This window comes from Rugamonas apoptosis (genome assembly GCF_014042355.1).
GTDB classification, from domain to species: Bacteria; Pseudomonadota; Gammaproteobacteria; order Burkholderiales; family Burkholderiaceae_D; genus Rugamonas; species Rugamonas apoptosis.
In genome coordinates this window covers 18,109-34,462 of the sequence record NZ_JACEZU010000005.1, presented here as the reverse complement: position 1 = coordinate 34,462, position 16,354 = coordinate 18,109, and the positions used below count along the sequence as shown (strand labels likewise).

The 16,354-nt window shown below is 63.6% G+C and carries 20 protein-coding genes; 16 read left to right on the top strand and 4 right to left on the bottom strand.

The window, feature by feature from the left end; translation table 11 throughout:
• Positions 1 to 160 precede the first annotated feature (160 nt).
• The 8 genes from H3H39_RS11300 to H3H39_RS11265 all read left to right on the top strand — a co-directional run bounded on the left by H3H39_RS11300 (position 161) and on the right by H3H39_RS11265 (position 7,397).
• A complete protein-coding gene (locus H3H39_RS11300; RefSeq protein ID WP_182153494.1) occupies positions 161 to 1,339 on the top strand; it encodes an acetyl-CoA C-acyltransferase in 1,179 nt (392 codons plus the stop codon).
• Positions 1,340 to 1,423: 84 nt separating this feature from the next.
• On the top strand, positions 1,424 to 3,340 hold the full coding sequence (locus H3H39_RS11295; protein WP_182153493.1) for an acyl-CoA dehydrogenase: 1,917 nt from the start codon (positions 1,424 to 1,426) through the stop codon (positions 3,338 to 3,340).
• A 21-nt stretch (positions 3,341 to 3,361) separates the two neighbouring features.
• Positions 3,362 to 3,664, top strand: coding sequence for a Dabb family protein (locus H3H39_RS11290; RefSeq protein ID WP_182153492.1), 303 nt, complete (start codon positions 3,362 to 3,364; stop codon positions 3,662 to 3,664).
• A gap of 45 nt (positions 3,665 to 3,709) precedes the next feature.
• Positions 3,710 to 4,492: an SDR family oxidoreductase gene (locus H3H39_RS11285; RefSeq protein ID WP_182153491.1), complete on the top strand. Its 783-nt coding sequence runs from the start codon at positions 3,710 to 3,712 to the stop codon at positions 4,490 to 4,492.
• 9 nt (positions 4,493 to 4,501) lie between these two features.
• Positions 4,502 to 5,497, top strand: coding sequence for an NADP-dependent oxidoreductase (locus H3H39_RS11280; protein WP_375540421.1), 996 nt, complete (start codon positions 4,502 to 4,504; stop codon positions 5,495 to 5,497).
• Entirely contained in the window at positions 5,497 to 6,414 is a 918-nt protein-coding gene (locus H3H39_RS11275) for an SDR family oxidoreductase (protein WP_182153489.1), read from the top strand. The genes H3H39_RS11280 and H3H39_RS11275 overlap by 1 nt, the downstream gene beginning before the upstream one ends.
• Positions 6,415 to 6,458: 44 nt before the next feature.
• On the top strand, positions 6,459 to 6,896 hold the full coding sequence (locus H3H39_RS11270; RefSeq protein WP_182153775.1) for a GNAT family N-acetyltransferase: 438 nt from the start codon (positions 6,459 to 6,461) through the stop codon (positions 6,894 to 6,896).
• Positions 6,897 to 6,917: 21 nt separating this feature from the next.
• Positions 6,918 to 7,397: an SRPBCC family protein gene (locus H3H39_RS11265; RefSeq protein ID WP_182153488.1), complete on the top strand. Its 480-nt coding sequence runs from the start codon at positions 6,918 to 6,920 to the stop codon at positions 7,395 to 7,397.
• Positions 7,398 to 7,400: 3 nt separating this feature from the next.
• Here the strand turns inward: H3H39_RS11265 and H3H39_RS11260 are convergent, their stop codons facing one another.
• Genes H3H39_RS11260 through ygfZ form a run of 3 tightly spaced genes read right to left on the bottom strand, consistent with a single transcriptional unit; the run spans position 7,401 to position 9,488 of the window.
• Complete coding sequence (locus H3H39_RS11260) at positions 7,401 to 8,144, bottom strand: NRDE family protein (RefSeq protein ID WP_182153487.1); 744 nt, start codon at positions 8,142 to 8,144, stop codon at positions 7,401 to 7,403.
• Positions 8,135 to 8,425, bottom strand: a complete 291-nt coding sequence (locus H3H39_RS11255; RefSeq protein WP_182153486.1) for a DUF4936 family protein — start codon at positions 8,423 to 8,425, stop codon at positions 8,135 to 8,137. Before H3H39_RS11255 ends, H3H39_RS11260 begins: the two co-directional genes overlap by 10 nt.
• Before the next feature lies 1 nt (position 8,426).
• On the bottom strand, positions 8,427 to 9,488 hold the full coding sequence (ygfZ, locus tag H3H39_RS11250) for a CAF17-like 4Fe-4S cluster assembly/insertion protein YgfZ (RefSeq protein WP_182153485.1): 1,062 nt from the start codon (positions 9,486 to 9,488) through the stop codon (positions 8,427 to 8,429).
• A 160-nt stretch (positions 9,489 to 9,648) separates the two neighbouring features.
• Here ygfZ and mltG point away from each other — a divergent pair, with 160 nt between their 5' ends.
• The 5 genes from mltG to H3H39_RS11225 are packed head-to-tail and all read left to right on the top strand — an operon-like array spanning position 9,649 to position 13,276.
• A complete protein-coding gene (mltG, locus tag H3H39_RS11245) occupies positions 9,649 to 10,638 on the top strand; it encodes an endolytic transglycosylase MltG (protein WP_182153774.1) in 990 nt (329 codons plus the stop codon).
• A 13-nt stretch (positions 10,639 to 10,651) separates the two neighbouring features.
• Positions 10,652 to 11,269 (top strand): dTMP kinase, encoded by a 618-nt coding sequence (tmk, locus tag H3H39_RS11240; protein WP_182153484.1) that lies wholly within the window; start codon positions 10,652 to 10,654, stop codon positions 11,267 to 11,269.
• A 47-nt stretch (positions 11,270 to 11,316) separates the two neighbouring features.
• Positions 11,317 to 12,354: a DNA polymerase III subunit delta' gene (locus H3H39_RS11235; protein ID WP_182153483.1), complete on the top strand. Its 1,038-nt coding sequence runs from the start codon at positions 11,317 to 11,319 to the stop codon at positions 12,352 to 12,354.
• Between the two features lie 10 nt (positions 12,355 to 12,364).
• Entirely contained in the window at positions 12,365 to 12,742 is a 378-nt protein-coding gene (locus H3H39_RS11230; protein WP_182153482.1) for a PilZ domain-containing protein, read from the top strand.
• 15 nt (positions 12,743 to 12,757) lie between these two features.
• Complete coding sequence (locus H3H39_RS11225; RefSeq protein ID WP_182153481.1) at positions 12,758 to 13,276, top strand: GNAT family N-acetyltransferase; 519 nt, start codon at positions 12,758 to 12,760, stop codon at positions 13,274 to 13,276.
• Between the two features lie 160 nt (positions 13,277 to 13,436).
• Here the strand turns inward: H3H39_RS11225 and H3H39_RS11220 are convergent, their stop codons facing one another.
• Positions 13,437 to 13,679 carry an antitoxin gene (locus tag H3H39_RS11220; RefSeq protein WP_182153480.1) on the bottom strand — a complete coding sequence of 81 codons (243 nt, stop codon included), beginning with the start codon at positions 13,677 to 13,679 and terminating at the stop codon, positions 13,437 to 13,439.
• Between the two features lie 126 nt (positions 13,680 to 13,805).
• On the opposite strand from H3H39_RS11220, the gene H3H39_RS11215 reads away from it, so the two are divergent.
• The 3 genes from H3H39_RS11215 (at position 13,806) to H3H39_RS11205 (ending at position 16,330) form a co-directional block, all read left to right on the top strand.
• Positions 13,806 to 14,585, top strand: a complete 780-nt coding sequence (locus H3H39_RS11215) for a TatD family hydrolase (protein ID WP_182153479.1) — start codon at positions 13,806 to 13,808, stop codon at positions 14,583 to 14,585.
• A gap of 7 nt (positions 14,586 to 14,592) precedes the next feature.
• Positions 14,593 to 15,267 carry an ankyrin repeat domain-containing protein gene (locus H3H39_RS11210; RefSeq protein ID WP_182153478.1) on the top strand — a complete coding sequence of 225 codons (675 nt, stop codon included), beginning with the start codon at positions 14,593 to 14,595 and terminating at the stop codon, positions 15,265 to 15,267.
• 139 nt (positions 15,268 to 15,406) lie between these two features.
• Entirely contained in the window at positions 15,407 to 16,330 is a 924-nt protein-coding gene (locus H3H39_RS11205) for a class I SAM-dependent methyltransferase (protein ID WP_182153477.1), read from the top strand.
• Positions 16,331 to 16,354: the final 24 nt, after the last annotated feature.

Below are 16,354 nucleotides of genomic sequence, written 5' to 3'. Positions count from 1 at the left end.
GCTTACAACATTTCCGCAAAAAAGTATGATCGTCCGGATGTCGAAAAATTTGCGAACGGTCGTACTAAAATATGCTATTCTTACCTTCATCGCAGCAATCACCGCGGCCGCCATGGGGTGCGCGCGCGGCTCAAAAAACACTACCCATCAGGAGACTCACATGATAGATGCCGTCATCGTATCGACCGCCCGCACCGCCCTGGCCAAATCGTGGAAAGGCGCGTTCAACATGACCCACGGCGCCACCCTGGGCGGCCATGCGTTGCAGGCGGCCATCGCCCGCGCCAACATCGAAGCGGGTGAAGTGGAAGACGTGCTGGTGGGTTGCGCCAATCCTGAGGGCGCCACCGGCGGCAATATCGCGCGCCAGATCGCTATCCGCGCCGGCTGTCCCGTCACCACGGGCGGCATGACGGTCAACCGTTTCTGCTCGTCGGGCCTGCAGACCATCGCGCTGGCGGCGCAGCGCATCATCGCCGGCGAAGGCGACATCTACGCGGCCGGCGGTGTGGAATCGATCTCCTGCGTGCAGCAGGAAATGAACCTGCATATGTATAAGGAAGTCTGGTTGTCCGAACACAAGCCGGAAATCTACTGGCCCATGCTGCAGACGGCGGAAACCGTGGCCAAGCGCTACAACATCAGCCGCGAGCGCCAGGATGAATACGGCGTGCAAAGCCAGCAGCGCGCCTCCGCCGCCCAGGCCGCCGGCCTGTTCAACGCCGAGATCGTGCCCATGACCACCGTGATGGGCGTGGCCGACAAGGCCAGCGGCATGCTGCTGAGCCGCGAAGTGACCATCTCGGCCGACGAAGGTATCCGTGCCGACACCACCTATGAAGCCGTGTCCAAGATCCGCAGCGCCGTGCCCGGCGGCGTGATCAGCGCCGGCAATGCCAGCCAGTTCTCGGATGGTGCCTCGATGGCTGTCGTGATGAACGCCAAGACGGCCGCCGCCAAGGGCTTGCAACCGCTGGGCATCTTCCGCGGCTTCGCCGTGGCCGGTTGCGAACCGGACGAAATGGGCATCGGCCCCGTGTTCGCCATTCCCAAGCTGCTCAAGCAGGCTGGCCTGTCTGTGGCCGACATCGGCCTGTGGGAATTGAATGAAGCGTTCGCCGTGCAAGTGCTGTACTGCGCCGACAAGCTGGGCATCCCCATGGACCGCCTGAACGTGAACGGCGGCGCGATCGCCGTTGGCCACCCCTACGGCGTGTCGGGCGCCCGCCTGACGGGCCATGCCCTGATCGAAGGCAAACGCCGCGGCGTCAAATACGTGGTCGTGACCATGTGCATCGGCGGCGGCCAAGGCGCCGCCGGCCTGTTCGAAGTGGTCTGATCCACCTGCCACGGGCGCCTTGAAGGGCGCCCGTTTCGTATCAGCCCTATCCGCCACTCCGCTCAACGATAAAGGGACTGCGCCATGCAATCCACGATTTTGTCGCGCCGCGATATCGAGTTCATGCTGTATGAATGGCTCGATGCGCAGGCGCTGGGTCAACGCGCCCGTTTCCAGGACCACAACCGCGAAACCTTCGACGCCGCCATCGATACGGCCGAACAGATCGCCACCGACTTGTTCGCCCCGCATAACAAGAAGAGCGACCAGCAAGAGCCGCATGCCGTCCAGGGCGACGGTTGCCTGCGGGTCCAGATCATCCCCGAGGTCAAGACCGCGCTGGATGCGTTTTCCGCCGCCGGCCTGATGGCGGCCGGGCAGGACTTCGAACGCGACGGCATGCAATTGCCGACCGTGGTGGAAAAAGTGTTGTCCGCCTATTTCACCGCCGCCAACGTCAGCACCGCCGCGTACCTCTTCCTCACCATGAGCAACGCCAATACCTTGCTCAAGCACGGTACGCCGCTGCAAGTGCGGCGTTTCGTGGAACCTATGTTCGCTGGCAAGTTTTTCGGCACCATGTGCCTGTCCGAGCCGCAGGCCGGCTCCAGCCTGTCCGACATCACCACCCGGGCCGAACCGGACCCCATGCCCGGCGAGGAGGGCGAGCGCCAGTTCCGCCTGACCGGCAACAAGATGTGGATTTCCGCCGGCGAGCACGACCTGGCCGGCAATATCGTCCATCTGGTGCTGGCCAAGATTCCCGGCCCGGACGGCAAGCTGGTGCCCGGCGTCAAAGGCATTTCCCTGTTCGTCGTCCCCAAGTTCCTCGTCAATGAAGACGGCAGCGTGGGCGAACGTAACGACGTGGTGCTGGCTGGCCTCAACCACAAAATGGGCAACCGGGGCACCAGCAACTGCCTGCTCAATTTCGGTGAAGGCAAGTTCACACCGGCGGGCAAGGGCGGCGCCATCGGCTACCTGGTGGGCCAGCCGGGCCAGGGCCTGGCCTGCATGTTCCACATGATGAACGAGGCGCGCATCGCCGTCGGCCTGGGCGCTGCCGTGCTCGGCTACACCGGCTACCTGCATGCGCTCGATTACGCCCGCAACCGCCCGCAAGGCCGGCATCCGGCCCAAAAGGATCCGGCCCAGCCGCAGCTGCCCATCATCGAGCACACCGACGTGCGGCGCATGCTGCTGGCGCAAAAAGCTTATGTGGAAGGCGGTCTGGGCCTGGTGCTGTATAGCGCCCGCCTGGTCGACGAGCAGCGCACGGCCGAAGCGCCGGAGGCACGCGAACATGCGGGCCGTCTGCTGGACTTCCTCACCCCGATCACCAAGAGCTGGCCGTCCCAGTGGTGCGTGGAAGCGAACAGCCTGGCCATCCAGGTGCATGGCGGTTACGGCTATACGCGCGAATACAACGTCGAACAGTTCTACCGCGACAACCGGCTGAATGCGATTCACGAAGGCACGCACGGCATCCACGGCCTGGACCTGCTGGGCCGCAAGGTCACGTTGCAGGATGGCGCCCTGTTCAAGTCCTTTGCCGGCGAACTGCGCAAGACCGTGCGCAAGGTGCGCGGCAGCGTGGCCGTGCCTCGCGAAGACAGCGCCAACCTGACCGTGGCGCAGGCCGGACAACTGGCGGCGGACTTGACGGCCCACGCGGGCGCGCTGGACGCGGCATGGGGGCGGGTGGAACAAGTGACCCAGACCCTGTATGCTGCGGGCGACATGAACAAGACCCTGGCCAACGCCAGTGCCTACCTGGAAGCGGTCGGCCACGTCGTGGTGGCCTGGATCTGGCTGCAGCAAGCCTTGCTGGCGGCCAGCCATCTGCCCGCCGCCAATGGCGACGATGCCGACTTTTACCGGGGCAAGTTGCAAGCCTGCCGTTACTTCTTCCACTGGGAATTGCCCAAGGTGGAAGCGCAACTGGCCTTGCTCGAAAGCCTGGACACCACCACCCTTGATATGCAAGACAGGTGGTTTTAACTCATTCGATACGAAAAACATATGATCAAGCACATCGTGATGTGGAAGCTGAAAGACCACGCGGAAGGCGCCGACCGCGCCGCCAACGCCGCCCGCATGAAATCCATGCTGGATGCCTGCGCCAATGTGACGCCGGGCATCCTGGCGTTCGAGGCCGTGGTGGCCCAACCGGGGCTGGAAGCGACTTATGACGTGATCCTGTATTCGGAATTCACCGATAAGGCCGCGCTGGACGCTTATCAGAACCATCCCGGGCATCAGGCACTCAAACCGTTTTTCGGTGCCGTGCGCGAAGCGCGCCAGTGCATGGATTACGAGATTTAACGCCGTATCAACACTCCAATAATGCAACAATAGGACGACAGACTCATGCGTACAACTCAAGAATTGTTTTCGCTGGCCGGCAAGACGGCGCTGGTGACGGGCGGCTCGCGCGGCCTGGGCCTGCAAATGGCACTGGCGCTGGGCGAGCAGGGCGCCAAAGTGGTGATTTCCTCCCGCAAACAGGCCGACCTGGACGAAGCGCTGGCCTATCTGGCCCAGCACGGCGTGAGCGCCCAGGCGATTCCGGCCGACCTGTCGCAGGACGCGGCCGCTGATGCGCTGGTGACGGCTGCGCTGGCCCAGCTTGGCCATATCGACATCCTGATCAACAACGCCGGCGCCACCTGGGGCGCGCCAGCCGAGGATCATCCGGTCGAGGCGTGGGACAAGGTGATGAACCTGAATATCCGCAGCATCTTCCTGGTGTCGCAACTGGTGGGCAAGCGCTCCATGATTCCGCGCAAGTATGGCCGCATCATCAACATCGCCTCGATCGCGGGCCTGAGCGGCAATCCTCCAGGCACCATGCAGACCATCGCCTACAACACCTCCAAGGCGGCCGTGATCAACTTCACGCGCGCGCTGGCGGGCGAGTGGGGCGTGCACGGCATCACGGTGAACGCCATCGCGCCAGGCTTCTTCCCATCCAAGATGACCAAGGGCATCCTGGACCACCTGGGTGCGGAAAAGCTGGCCCGGGGCGCGCCCCTGCAGCGCATCGGCGACGACGAGGACTTGAAAGGCACCGCCGTCCTGTTCGCCTCCGACGCGGGCAAGCACATCACCGGCCAGACGCTGGCGGTGGACGGCGGCGTGTCGGCGGTCTGAGCGATGGCCATGACGCAATATCAACGCCTGGTGCTGGCCGCCCGTCCGCGCGGCGAAGTCCAGGAATCGGATTTCCGGATGGAGACGGTGGCCGTGCCGGAACTGCGGGACGGTGAAGTACTGGTGCGCAACCACTACCTGTCGCTGGACCCCTATATGCGAGGACGCATGAGCGCGGCCAAGAGTTACGCCGCCTCGCAAGCGCTCGATGAAACCATGATCGGCGGCACAGCTGGCCAGGTGGTGGCCTCGCGCCATGCCCGTTTCGCGGCTGGCGACTTCGTGACCGGCATGCTGGGCTGGGCCGAGATGGGCGTGGCCGATGGCGGCCAGTTGCGCAAGGTCGATACGGCGCAGATTCCGCTGTCGGCCTACCTGAGCGTGGTCGGCATGCCCGGCATGACGGCCTGGTACGGCATGAACCAGATTTTGCAGGCCAAGGCCGGCGAGACGGTATGCGTGTCGGCCGCCAGCGGGGCCGTGGGCAGCGTGGTGGGCCAGTTGGCCAAACTGCGCGGCTGTCGCGCCATCGGCGTGGCCGGCGGCAAGGACAAGTGCGACTACGTGGTCCGGGAACTGGGCTTCGACGCCTGCGTGGACTACAAGGCCGGCAATCTGGAGGCCGACTTGGCCGCTGCCGCGCCCAACGGCATCGACGCCATCTTCGAAAACGTGGGCGGCACCGTGTTCGACGCGGCACTGGCCCGCACCAATGCCTTCGCCCGGGTCGCCCTGTGCGGCCTGATCGCTGGCTACAACGGCACGGAACTGCCGATCCGCAATGCGCGCCTGCTGTTGCTCAACCGCATAGCGTTGCGCGGCTTCATCGTCACCGAACACATGGAATTCTGGCCGCAAGGCTTGACGGAACTGGGCATGCTGGTGGCGCAAGGCAAACTCAAGTATCGGGAGACAGTGGCGCAAGGCTTGGCCAGCGCACCGCAAGCATTCAAGGGCCTGCTTTTGGGCCATAACTTTGGCAAACAACTGGTGAAACTGATCTGATGAAAAACTTCCAAGGAAAAGTCGCAGTGATTACGGGCGGCGCAAGTGGACTGGGCCGTGAATTCGCCAACGTGGCGGCCAAGTTGGGCATGAAACTGGTGCTGGCCGACGTGCAGCGTGACGCGCTCGACCGCGCGCGCGAGGAGCTGGCGGCCCAGGGTGTGGCGGTGCAGGCGCTGGTGTGCGATGTGCGCAAGGGCGAGCAAGTCCAGGCCCTGGCCGACGCGGCCATGGCGGCTTACGGCGCCGTGCATCTGGTGTTCAACAATGCGGGTGTCGGTTCCGGCGGCCTGATCTGGGAAAACACGGAGGCGGACTGGGAATGGGTACTGGGCGTCAACGTGTGGGGCGTGATCCACGGCGTGCGCATCTTCACCAAGCTGATGCTGGAGGCGGCGGCCCGCGATCCTGAATTCGAAGGCCATATTGTGAACACGGCGTCGATGGCGGGGCTGGTCAACGCGCCGGCCATGGGCGTGTACAACGTCTCCAAGCACGCCGTGGTGGCGCTGTCCGAAACCCTGTACCAGGACTTGCAGCTGGTGCAGGCGCCGATCGGCGCGTCCGTGCTGTGCCCGTACTTTGTGCCGACCGGCATCAGCCAGTCCCACCGCAACCGCCCCGCCGACGTGCGCATGACCCAAGGGCCGACGGCCAGCCAGCTCGCTTCGCAAGCCATGACGGACAAGGCTGTGACGTCGGGCAGGGTTTCCGCGGCCGAGGTGGCGGAAATGACCTTCAAGGCCATCGCGGACGGCCAGTTCTACATCTATTCCCATCCGGGCGCCCTGGCCGGCGTCCAGGAGCGCATGGAGGATGTCTTGCAGCAGCGCAATCCGAGCGATCCTTACAAGGCCGCGCCGCAAGTGCGTGACGCCTTGCGCGCCAAACTGCAAGCAGGTGCTGGCTCGCGCTAAAGCAGCGTGCGACAATCGTGGCTGGTTCAACTATCATGCAAGTTATGAATAACGAGACTAGTCACGTCATCCGCTTTGGCGACTGGAGCGCCTTGAGTGCCGACGCCAAGGCGATCCGCTTTGAAGTGTTTGTGGCGGAACAGAACGTTCCCGCCGAGATCGAGTTGGACGACATGGACGCCGTCTGCCTGCACGCGGTGGCCTACGATGGGGCCGGCGTGCCCATCGGCACCGGCCGTTTGCTGCCGGACGGGCACATCGGCCGCATGGCCGTCCGCAAGACGGCGCGCGGCAGCGGCGTGGGCGGCGCCCTGTTGCAGGCTTTGATGGCCCAGGCCCGCGCGCGCGGCGACCGGCGCGTGGTGCTGAGCGCCCAGACGCATGCGGCGCCGTTTTACCAACGCCACGGCTTCAGCATCGCCGGCGACGAGTTCTACGAAGCGGGCATCGCCCACATCGACATGCAGCTGACCTTTGCCTGACTTTTTCGAAGGGAGTATGTCATGACTAACATCGCGGACGACTACGATCCGGACCTGGATCTGGTATTCGAACGGACGGTGGAACTGCGCCCGGAACAGATCTGGGCCGCCTGGACCCAGCCCGCCCACGTCGTGCACTGGTTCACGCCGGCGCCCTGGAAGACGCTGTCGTGCGACATCGACTTGCGGCCGGGCGGCATCTTCCGCACGGTGATGTGCTCGCCAGAAGGCCAGGAACACCCCCATGTGGGCTGCTACCTGGAAATCGTGGAAAACCGGCGCCTGGTATGGACCGACGCGCTGTTGCCGGGTTACGGCCCATCACCCACCCCCTTCATCACGGCCTACATCACCCTGGTGCCGGAAGGCAGCGGCACCCGCTACCACGCCCGTGCCCGCCACAAGAACGACGAGGACATGCTGCGCCACGTCGACATGGGATTCGAGCGGGGCTGGGGCCTGGCCCTGGACCAGATGGTAGCTTACATGAAGTCGCTGTGACGGCTACTGGATCAGCATTTCATGCAGCACGGCCGGCGCATCGGCATAGAGTTTGACGACGGTCGAGGTGCGGGTGCCATAACCGGGCGTTTCGATGCGCACGGCCGACAGTACCCGTTCCAGATCCAGCGGCACACCTGTTTCCGGCAGGCGCTGGTCGGGGGCGGGCGTGGTATCGGCCAACATTTCAAAAAACGCCTCGTCGGGCGCACCCAGGCATAGCAAACTGGCGAACTGCGCCTTCGTCTTCAGCACCTTGGGCCAGGGCGCGTCCAGCAGCGCGTTCGACAGGCCGTAGATCCCCGGTTCCAGCGGCTGGCCGTTGCGCGGGTCGTCCTCTCCCTTGTTGGAGAACCAGATCAAGGTGTCGCGGTCGCCCAGCACCAGGTTGAAACCGTTGTAGGCTTGGCAATCGCCCCGGATGGCGTCCACATATTGCTGCGGCGACATGATGCCCGCCAAGTAGTCGGACACCAGATGGCCACGTGAGGGGGCATCGTCGCGGTGCTCGGATGGGCAGCGAATGTTGGTGATGGCGGCGAAGCGCGGCGAACGCCCCTCCTGGCTGGACTGGGTAATGCCCATCCAGCTGCCGCCCGCCTTCAGGTCGCGGCCGCCATAAATCTGGGGATGTTCCGGCCACACGCCGGCCGGCGCCGTGGCCCGCTCATAGAATTCATCGCGATTGGCAGCCGCGATCAGCGGCACGGCAGGCACCACTTTCCAGGCAAAGACAATCAGGCACATGGGAGCATATCCATAAAAACTTCAACGTGGCGGGCACCGGCGATGAGCGCAGGCACATCAGCCTGTGCCACCGCCGCAGCCAGCATCCCGGCGAATCCGTCGTCCGTGGCCGGATACACTTCCATCCACGTCTGCAAGCCTTCCCGCGCCTCCGGCCGGCGCTTGAGCTGGCCGGTCACGCCATGCTGCCGCGCCAGCGCCGCCTGCATGGCGGTCACACGGGGCAGCAGGGCCGGTGCGTCCGCTTCCCGCACCTGGTAATAAATGTACAGATCGTGCATGTCAGAGGTCGAGCGCATCCAGCACGTAAGGCATGGGCAGGAATTGCAGCGCGACGCCTTCGGCCGACCCCACGCGCACGGAAGCCCGTTCGATCGCGTCCAGCTTCATTTCCACCAGCGCGTCCACGCCACCCTGGCCGTTGGGCGCGGTGTTGACGATCATGCCGCAAGGCTGTTCGGGATCGGCCGTGGCGAACACTTCCGTGCCGGCGGCCGCTTGCGCATCGGGGATGCTGACCAGCGTGGTGCGGCGCTTGAGCTTGCCCAGATACTGGCTGCGGGCCACGATTTCCTGGCCGGGATAGCAACCCTTCTTGAAGTTGACGCCACCCAGCAATTCAAGATTGATCATCTGCGGCACGAACTGCTCCTGGGTGGCGGCCGTCACCAGCGGCACACCCGCGTGGATGGAGGACAGCTGCCAGGCGTCATTGCCGCCCACCGCCAGTTTTTCCGCCAGCGCGGGCCACACGGCGGTGGCCGTCTCGGCGCTGGTCAGCCACTGGTAGCGCGGCGCGCCAAACGCGTCGCCCACACGGATCAGGGTGCCCATGGCATGGTCGAGTTTGCCATAGGGCTGCGCAGGCAGCGTGTCGAACCAGGTGCGCAGCACGGCCTCGGCCTGCGCGCCGCCGACGCCCAGCATGACGGCGTTGGCGGGCAGTTCGGTGGCGTCGCTCAATTTGGTCTTGGCCCGCAGCACGTACATCTGCAAGCGTTTTTGCAGCGCCGGCTGGATCGCGCGCGGCAGCTGCAGGAAGATGGTTTCGGCATTGCGCCACATGAGGAAAGTGGCCAACAGCCGGCCTTTCGGGGTGCAATAACCGGCCAGGCGGGCCGCGTCCTGGCCCAGGTGTTCCACATCGTTGGTCAACTGATTGTGGAGGAAAGAGGCCGATTCCTCACCGTTCAGGGCGATCAGCCCCAGGTCCGTCAGCGGCGCGGCGAAGCCGTTCGCCAGCTCGGCGGCCGTCAATTGGCGGCCGAAATCGCGGAACTGCTGCGGCGCCGCTTCGGTGCCGCGCGCGCCCTGCTGGGTGAGAAGTTGGTTCCAAGTATTCATAATTTCCAGAAGTTTGACGATGAAAGCATTATCATTACGGGCTCATTATAGTGATCCCGCCAATTTCGCGCCGGAGATGCCCCAATTTTGGCGCGCCGGGAGGTTGGCATGCCGGGCGATTCTGGTCCACTATGCAGATATAACCTAAGACTTGTACATGATGTCCCTCATTAAAAGATTGATTGGCTTTGGTTTGATCGCCGCGCTCGTGGCAGGCGGCTACTTCGCCTGGTGGGCGCAGAGTCCCATTACGCCGGACGATGGCCCACCGGTGGAATTCACCGTCGCCCCCGGCAGCGGCGCCCACGCGGCCGGCCAGCAAATGGCCGACGCCGGCGTGCCCCTGGAACCTTTGCTGTTCAACCTGCTGGCCCGCGTCACGTCGTCCAGCGCGCGGCTGAAGGCGGGTGCTTACGAGCTCAAGCCGGGCACCACGCCGCTGCGCCTGATGGAGCAGCTGGTCAAGGGCGAATTCGCCCAGGAAACGCTGACCATCATCGAAGGCTGGACGTTCCGCCAGATGCGCCAGGCCATGGCCGCCAGCAAAGGCTTGAAGCATGACACGGCCGACCTGTCCGACCAGGCACTGATGGCGCAGATCGATACCGATTTCAAACGGCCTGAAGGCTTGTTCTTCCCCGACACTTATCTGTTCCCCAAAGGCTCCAGCGACCTGCTGGTGCTCAAGCAGGCCCATGCGGCCATGTTGACCCGTCTGGGCGATGCGTGGAGCAAGCGCGATCCGGCGCTGCCGTACAAGACGCCGTACGAGGCCCTGACCATGGCTTCCATTGTGGAAAAGGAAACGGGGCAGAAATCCGAGCGCAACATGATCGCCGCCGTGTTCGTGAACCGCCTCAAGCTGGGCATGCTGCTGCAGACCGATCCCACCGTGATCTATGGCATGGGCGACAAGTACGACGGCAAGATCCGTAAAAAAGACCTGGAAACGGACACGCCCTACAATACCTACACCCGCGCCGGCCTGCCGCCCACGCCGATCGCCTTGCCCGGCGTGCAGTCGCTGGCGGCGGCGCTGGCGCCGGCCAAGAGCCCGGCCCTGTATTTCGTCTCGCGTGGCAACGGCACCAGCCAGTTCTCCGACAACCTGACCGACCACAACCGGGCGGTCAACCAATATCAACGATAGGCAGTAGCGCTACATGACTCAAGCACGCGGCAAATTCATCAGTTTCGAAGGCATCGACGGCGCCGGCAAATCCACCCACATCGGCTTCGTGTCGTCCTACCTGCGCGAGCGGGGCCTGGAACTGGTCAGCACGCGCGAGCCGGGCGGCACGCCGCTGGGGGAAAAGCTGCGCGAACTGGTGCTGCACGAGAAAATGCACCTGGAGACGGAAGCCTTGCTGATGTTCGCCAGCCGCCGCGAGCACCTGGCCCAAGTGATCGAACCGGCGCTGGCCAGCGGCGCCTGGGTCATTTCCGACCGTTTCACGGACGCCAGTTTCGCCTACCAGGGCGGCGGCCGTGGCCTGGGGCGCGACAAGCTCGACGCGCTGGAGCAGTGGGTGCATCCCGATTTGCAGCCGGACCTGACCTTGCTGTTCGACGTGCCGCTGGAAGTGGCGCGCGCCCGGCTGGACGCCACCCGCGCGCTCGACAAATTCGAACAGGAAAAGGCGGACTTCTTCGCCGCCGCCCGTGCCGAATACCTGCGCCGCGCCGCCCAGTTCCCGGCACGTTTCCGCGTGATCGACTCGACCCAGACCATCGCCGCCATCCAGTTGCAACTGGCGGCGCTGCTTGATGCAATACTTTAACTTTAAAGCCATTGCATAAGCGTTTGTTTTAAAACAGAATACTACTGATGAGCAATTCCATTTACCCGTGGCAGGAAGACGCCTGGCGCCAGCTTCAGCTGCTGCGCCCGCGCATGCCGCACGCCATCCTGTTCCACGGCGCGGCCGGCATCGGCAAATCCGACTTCATCGAGCGTTTCGCCCAGGGCCTGTTGTGCGAAGCCGTGCTGCCGGACGGCCATGCCTGCGGCCAGTGCGTGTCTTGCGGCTGGTTCTCGCAACAAAACCACCCCGACTACCGGCGCGTGCGTCCCGAAGCGCTGGAAGACGAACCGTCGGCCGAAGGCGAGGAGGGCGGCGACGCTGACACGAAAAAGACAGCCAAGTCGTCCAAGGCGCCATCCAAAGAGATCAAGATCGAGCAGATCCGCAATCTGGCCGACTTCATGAACATTTCCACCCACCGCCAGGGCTTGCGCGTGGTGGTGCTGTACCCGGCCGAGGCGCTCAACATGCCCGCCTCGAACGCGCTGCTCAAGACGCTGGAAGAACCGCCGCCCGGCACCGTATTCCTGCTCGCTTCGAACAGCCTGGACCGGCTGCTGCCCACCATCCTGTCGCGCTGCCGCAAGTTCGCGCTGCCCATGCCATCCCATGCACAGGCGCTGGCCTGGTTGCAGGCGCAAGGCGTGGCCGACGCCGACAGCTGGCTGCGCGAGCAGGGCGGTTCGCCGTTGGCCGCGCTGGCCCAGGCCGAGACGGGCAACCGCGACGATATGGACACCTTGCTGCAATTGCTGGCCCGTCCGAGCGTGGAAGGCGCGTTGAAAACAGCCGACAAGTTGCAGAAAGTTCCGCTCGCGGCCCAAGTTTCTTGGATGCAGCGCTGGCTTTATGACATGTTTTCCTACAAACTGGCGGGAAATATCCGTTACTATCCGCGCTACCGCAAGGAACTGGCGAGCCTGGCCGACAAGATCCACGTCAGCCGTCTGCTGGCCGCGCTGAAGTCGGCCAACGAGCGCCGGGCGACGGCCGACCATCCGCTGTCGCCCAAGCTGTTCATTGAAGACATGCTGCTCGATTACGCGGCATGCTGTGCCTGAAAGGAAATGCATGAGCGCTAGCCCTGTCGACCCGAACGCCGCGCCCGTCGCCCGGCCCACGGTATTGTCGCTCGCGATCAAGGAAAAAGCGGCCTTGTACGCCGCCTACATGCCCTTCCTGAAAAATGGCGGCATGTTCGTGCCGACCCAGAAACCGTACAAACTGGGCGACGAGATCTACCTGATTCTCGCGCTGATGGACGATGCCAACAAGTACCCCATCGCCGGCAAGGTGGCCTGGATCACCCCGCCGGGCGCCCATAACAACAAGGCGCAAGGCATCGGTGTGCATTTCCCCGACGACGAGAGCGGCCAGCGCGCACGCTTGCGCATCGAGGAAATCCTCGGCGCCGCCCTGCGTTCGTCGCGCGCCACCCATACGCTGTAACTTCTTTCTGTTCCCATGTCCGCTTTCCGTCACCGCCTGGCCACACTGGCCGACCTGCCCACCATTGTGGCCATCTACAACAGCACCGTCGCCTCGCGCGAAGTGACGGCCGACACGGAACCCGTCTCGGTCGAATCGCGCGTGCACTGGTTCAATGACCATGCGCCGGACCGGCGTCCGCTGTGGGTGATCGAGGCCGTCGGCGACGACAGCGCCAGTCCGGCCGTGCTGGGTTGGATTTCGTATTCGAATTTCTACGGCCGGCCGGCGTACGCGGGCACGGCGGAAGTGTCGATCTACATCGACGAAGCGTGGCGCGGCAAGGGCGTGGGCCGTTATGGCCTGGAGCAGGCCATCGCCTTCGCGCCGCAGATCCAGGTGCATACGCTGCTGGGCTTCATCTTCGGCCACAACGCGCCCAGCCTGGGCCTGTTCCGCAAATACGGCTTCGAAACCTGGGCCAATCTGCCGCGGGTGGCCAACCTGGACGGCGTCGAGCGCGACCTGATCATTCTCGGCAAGCGCGTGGCTTGAACACGCGCGCCGCTATTCAGGCGGCAAGGTCCAGTCTTCCAGCTTGAGGGCTGGCCTGATCCTGTAAAACGCCTTGTCATTGGTGATGAGGGTGGCACCCACAGCGGTGGCATGGGCCGCGGCGCTGTCCCCAGATCGTTTACCATGGCGATAGACTGGATCAAAAGAGATCGCGTTCTTGGGGCGGAGTACGGTCACGGTCGTCCATGAAATCGGCGGGGACATCGGCCGCTTTCACCAGTTTGAAGAATTCATCCCACGATCCTGGCCGCTTTGACAGGATCACGTCGCCTGTGGTGGGGTCTTTGCGAATATAAACTTCCGTGCAATCAAAGCGGAAATTTGACGGTAGGCGCACGGCTTGACTGCGACCGTTCATAAATAGTTTTGCAACGTGGCGCATCTTGACTCCTGATCGTGGGGTATACCATTCATGCTATGTTCCGAAGGAGGATAGATCAAGGTATATCTCCAGGTCGGCGGCTGTCGCGCCTGTAACGCGGCATGGGAAACACGATACAATCACGCCATGTATATCGATTCTCATTGCCACATCAATTTCCCCGAGCTGGCCGCTCGCATGCCTGAAATCCTCGCCAAGATGGCGGAAAACAAAGTCAGCCATGCGCTGTGCGTGTCGGTCGACTTGCCGGACTTCCCGCAAGTGCTGGCCCTGGCCGAACAATATCCCCACATTTACGCCTCGGTCGGCGTGCACCCCGATTACGAGGACACGCCGGAACCGAGCGTGGAAGGCCTGGTCCGGCTGGCCGACCATCCGAAGATCATCGCCATCGGCGAAACGGGCCTCGACTATTTCCGCCTGACGGGCGACCTGGAATGGCAGCGCGAGCGCTTCCGCACCCACATCAAGGCGTCAAGAGTCACCCGCAAGCCTTTGATTATTCACACCCGTTCCGCCAGCGAGGACACCATCCGCATCATGCGCGAGGAGGGCGCGGGGACGGAAGCGGGCGGCGTGGCCGGCGTCATGCATTGCTTCACCGAGTCGCTTGAGGTGGCGCGCGCCGCCATCGACATGGGGTTCTATATTTCGTTCTCCGGCATCGTGACCTTCAAGAGCGCCAAGGAGTTGCAGGCCGTGGCACTGGAAGTGCCGCTGGAGCGCATCCTGATCGAGACGGATTCGCCTTATCTGGCCCCCGTGCCGCACCGTGGCAAGATGAACGAACCGGGCTTCGTGGCCCACGTGGGCGAGTTCATCGCCAAGCTGAAAGGCGTGCCGGTCGAGCAAGTGGCGCAGCAGACGACGGACAATTTCTTCAACCTTTTCAACATCGTACGCTGAGCTCGTCATGGCAACTCGTATCTCGACACGCCGCTTGCTGATGGCCGCCGCCTTGTCGCTGGCCATCCCCGTCGCTTTCGCGGCCGACGATGAACGGGCGGTGAGCTTCTTCCGTGCCATTCAGCTCGACAATGTGGGACCGGTCAAACGCGCGCTGTCCCAGGGGCTGGATCCCAACGTAAGGGAACCGGAGCGAGGCGAGACGGGCTTGATCGTCGCCATGCGCTACGATGCGATGAACACCTTGGACCTGCTATTGGCCCAACCCGGCATCCAGATCGAGGCCCGCGCGCCTAACGGCAACACGGCGCTGATGATGGCCGCTTTCCGCCAGAACAAACCGGCCGTGCTGACCTTGCTGGGCAAGGGCGCGGCCGTCAACCAATCCGGCTGGACGGCGCTGCATTACGCGGCCGCCGCCAACAGCACCGATATCATCAAGCTGCTGCTGGAACGCCATGCGACGGTCGACGCGCCATCCCCCAGCGGCCTGACGCCGTTGATGCTGGCCGCCCGTGAAGGTCAGGAAGCGGCCGTCCAGTTACTGCTGGAGCGGGGCGCGGATGCCACCCTGAAAGACGGCGCCTACCACCAGACGGCGGCCGAATTTGCCACCAAGGCCGACAAGCCCTGGATCGCGGAAACCATCCGCAAACACCTGGCCAGCGCCGCCAAACGTTAAAGACCTGACGTTCGTCATGTGACAAACTGGGAATTGGCGGGTTTTCCCCGCTCAGATCCCCGCTTGGTCCAGCCCCAGGGTTGACGATAATGATCCCGCCGTATTGACGATTTGCAATACGATCCAACAAGGGACAACCATGCTGAACGAACGCGAGATCGAAAGCTGCTATCTGGGGCAATTCATTCCAGTCCACTACCATCACAATATGCTGATGGATCAAAACCGCATGCATGGTTTCAAGTCGGCCATCGACTATGCGGTCAAGCCCGGCGCCAAGGTGCTGGAACTGGGTGGCGGCACGGGCGTGCTGTCCTGGTTCGCCGCCGCCAAGGCGGACAAGGTGTATTGCGTCGAATTCAATCCGGACATGGTCAAGGAAGCGCGCAAGATGCTCGCGCTGAACGCCAACGGCCACAAGGTCGAGGTGATCCATGCCGACGCGTTCGAATACCTGCCGCCTGAGCCGGTCGATGTGGTGATCTGCGAGATGATCCACGTCGGCATGCTGCGCGAGAAGCAGGTGGAAGTGATCGAGTCGTTCAAGCGCCGCTATGCCGCGCGCTTTGGCGGCCCGCTGCCCGTATTCCTGCCGGAAGCGGTGATCATGGCCGTGCAGCCATTGCAGCAAGAATATGATTTTGAAGGCTTTTATGCCCCCATCGTGCAGTTCCAGGAAACCACGGCCGTCTATTCCGGCACCGTGGAAATGGCGCAGCCGGCCGTCTACAGCATCATCGATTTCAGCCAGCCCAACGAGCTGATGTATGCCTGGCAGGGCAAATTCGTCGTCGAGCGGAGCGGGCAGATCAACGCCATGCGCTTTGTCACCAAGAACATCCTGGCCGTCGTCAGTGAACGCTCGACCACCATCGACTGGCTCAACCACTACATGACCTTGCCGCTGGCCGTTCCCGTGCGGGCCAGCGAGGGTGACGTGCTGCAAGTGAGTTTCCAGTACCGCGCGGGCGGCGCCATTCCATCGCTGCAAGCGTCGTTGACGGCGGAAATCCTGTACGAGGCGGCGCACCAGCCGGTGCAGTTCGTTCCAGCCTACGCCTGATCGTCGGGAATCGCCCCCGGCGCG

Coding starts and splice junctions, on each gene's coding strand:
- H3H39_RS11300 (WP_182153494.1), top strand. CDS start 161: ATGATAGATGCCGTCATCGTATCGACCGCCCGCACCGCCCTGGCCAAA.
- H3H39_RS11295 (WP_182153493.1), top strand. CDS start 1,424: ATGCAATCCACGATTTTGTCGCGCCGCGATATCGAGTTCATGCTGTAT.
- H3H39_RS11290 (WP_182153492.1), top strand. CDS start 3,362: ATGATCAAGCACATCGTGATGTGGAAGCTGAAAGACCACGCGGAAGGC.
- H3H39_RS11285 (WP_182153491.1), top strand. CDS start 3,710: ATGCGTACAACTCAAGAATTGTTTTCGCTGGCCGGCAAGACGGCGCTG.
- H3H39_RS11280 (WP_375540421.1), top strand. CDS start 4,502: ATGACGCAATATCAACGCCTGGTGCTGGCCGCCCGTCCGCGCGGCGAA.
- H3H39_RS11275 (WP_182153489.1), top strand. CDS start 5,497: ATGAAAAACTTCCAAGGAAAAGTCGCAGTGATTACGGGCGGCGCAAGT.
- H3H39_RS11270 (WP_182153775.1), top strand. CDS start 6,459: ATGAATAACGAGACTAGTCACGTCATCCGCTTTGGCGACTGGAGCGCC.
- H3H39_RS11265 (WP_182153488.1), top strand. CDS start 6,918: ATGACTAACATCGCGGACGACTACGATCCGGACCTGGATCTGGTATTC.
- H3H39_RS11260 (WP_182153487.1), bottom strand. CDS start 8,144: ATGTGCCTGATTGTCTTTGCCTGGAAAGTGGTGCCTGCCGTGCCGCTG.
- H3H39_RS11255 (WP_182153486.1), bottom strand. CDS start 8,425: ATGCACGATCTGTACATTTATTACCAGGTGCGGGAAGCGGACGCACCG.
- ygfZ (WP_182153485.1), bottom strand. CDS start 9,488: ATGAATACTTGGAACCAACTTCTCACCCAGCAGGGCGCGCGCGGCACC.
- mltG (WP_182153774.1), top strand. CDS start 9,649: ATGTCCCTCATTAAAAGATTGATTGGCTTTGGTTTGATCGCCGCGCTC.
- tmk (WP_182153484.1), top strand. CDS start 10,652: ATGACTCAAGCACGCGGCAAATTCATCAGTTTCGAAGGCATCGACGGC.
- H3H39_RS11235 (WP_182153483.1), top strand. CDS start 11,317: ATGAGCAATTCCATTTACCCGTGGCAGGAAGACGCCTGGCGCCAGCTT.
- H3H39_RS11230 (WP_182153482.1), top strand. CDS start 12,365: ATGAGCGCTAGCCCTGTCGACCCGAACGCCGCGCCCGTCGCCCGGCCC.
- H3H39_RS11225 (WP_182153481.1), top strand. CDS start 12,758: ATGTCCGCTTTCCGTCACCGCCTGGCCACACTGGCCGACCTGCCCACC.
- H3H39_RS11220 (WP_182153480.1), bottom strand. CDS start 13,679: ATGCGCCACGTTGCAAAACTATTTATGAACGGTCGCAGTCAAGCCGTG.
- H3H39_RS11215 (WP_182153479.1), top strand. CDS start 13,806: ATGTATATCGATTCTCATTGCCACATCAATTTCCCCGAGCTGGCCGCT.
- H3H39_RS11210 (WP_182153478.1), top strand. CDS start 14,593: ATGGCAACTCGTATCTCGACACGCCGCTTGCTGATGGCCGCCGCCTTG.
- H3H39_RS11205 (WP_182153477.1), top strand. CDS start 15,407: ATGCTGAACGAACGCGAGATCGAAAGCTGCTATCTGGGGCAATTCATT.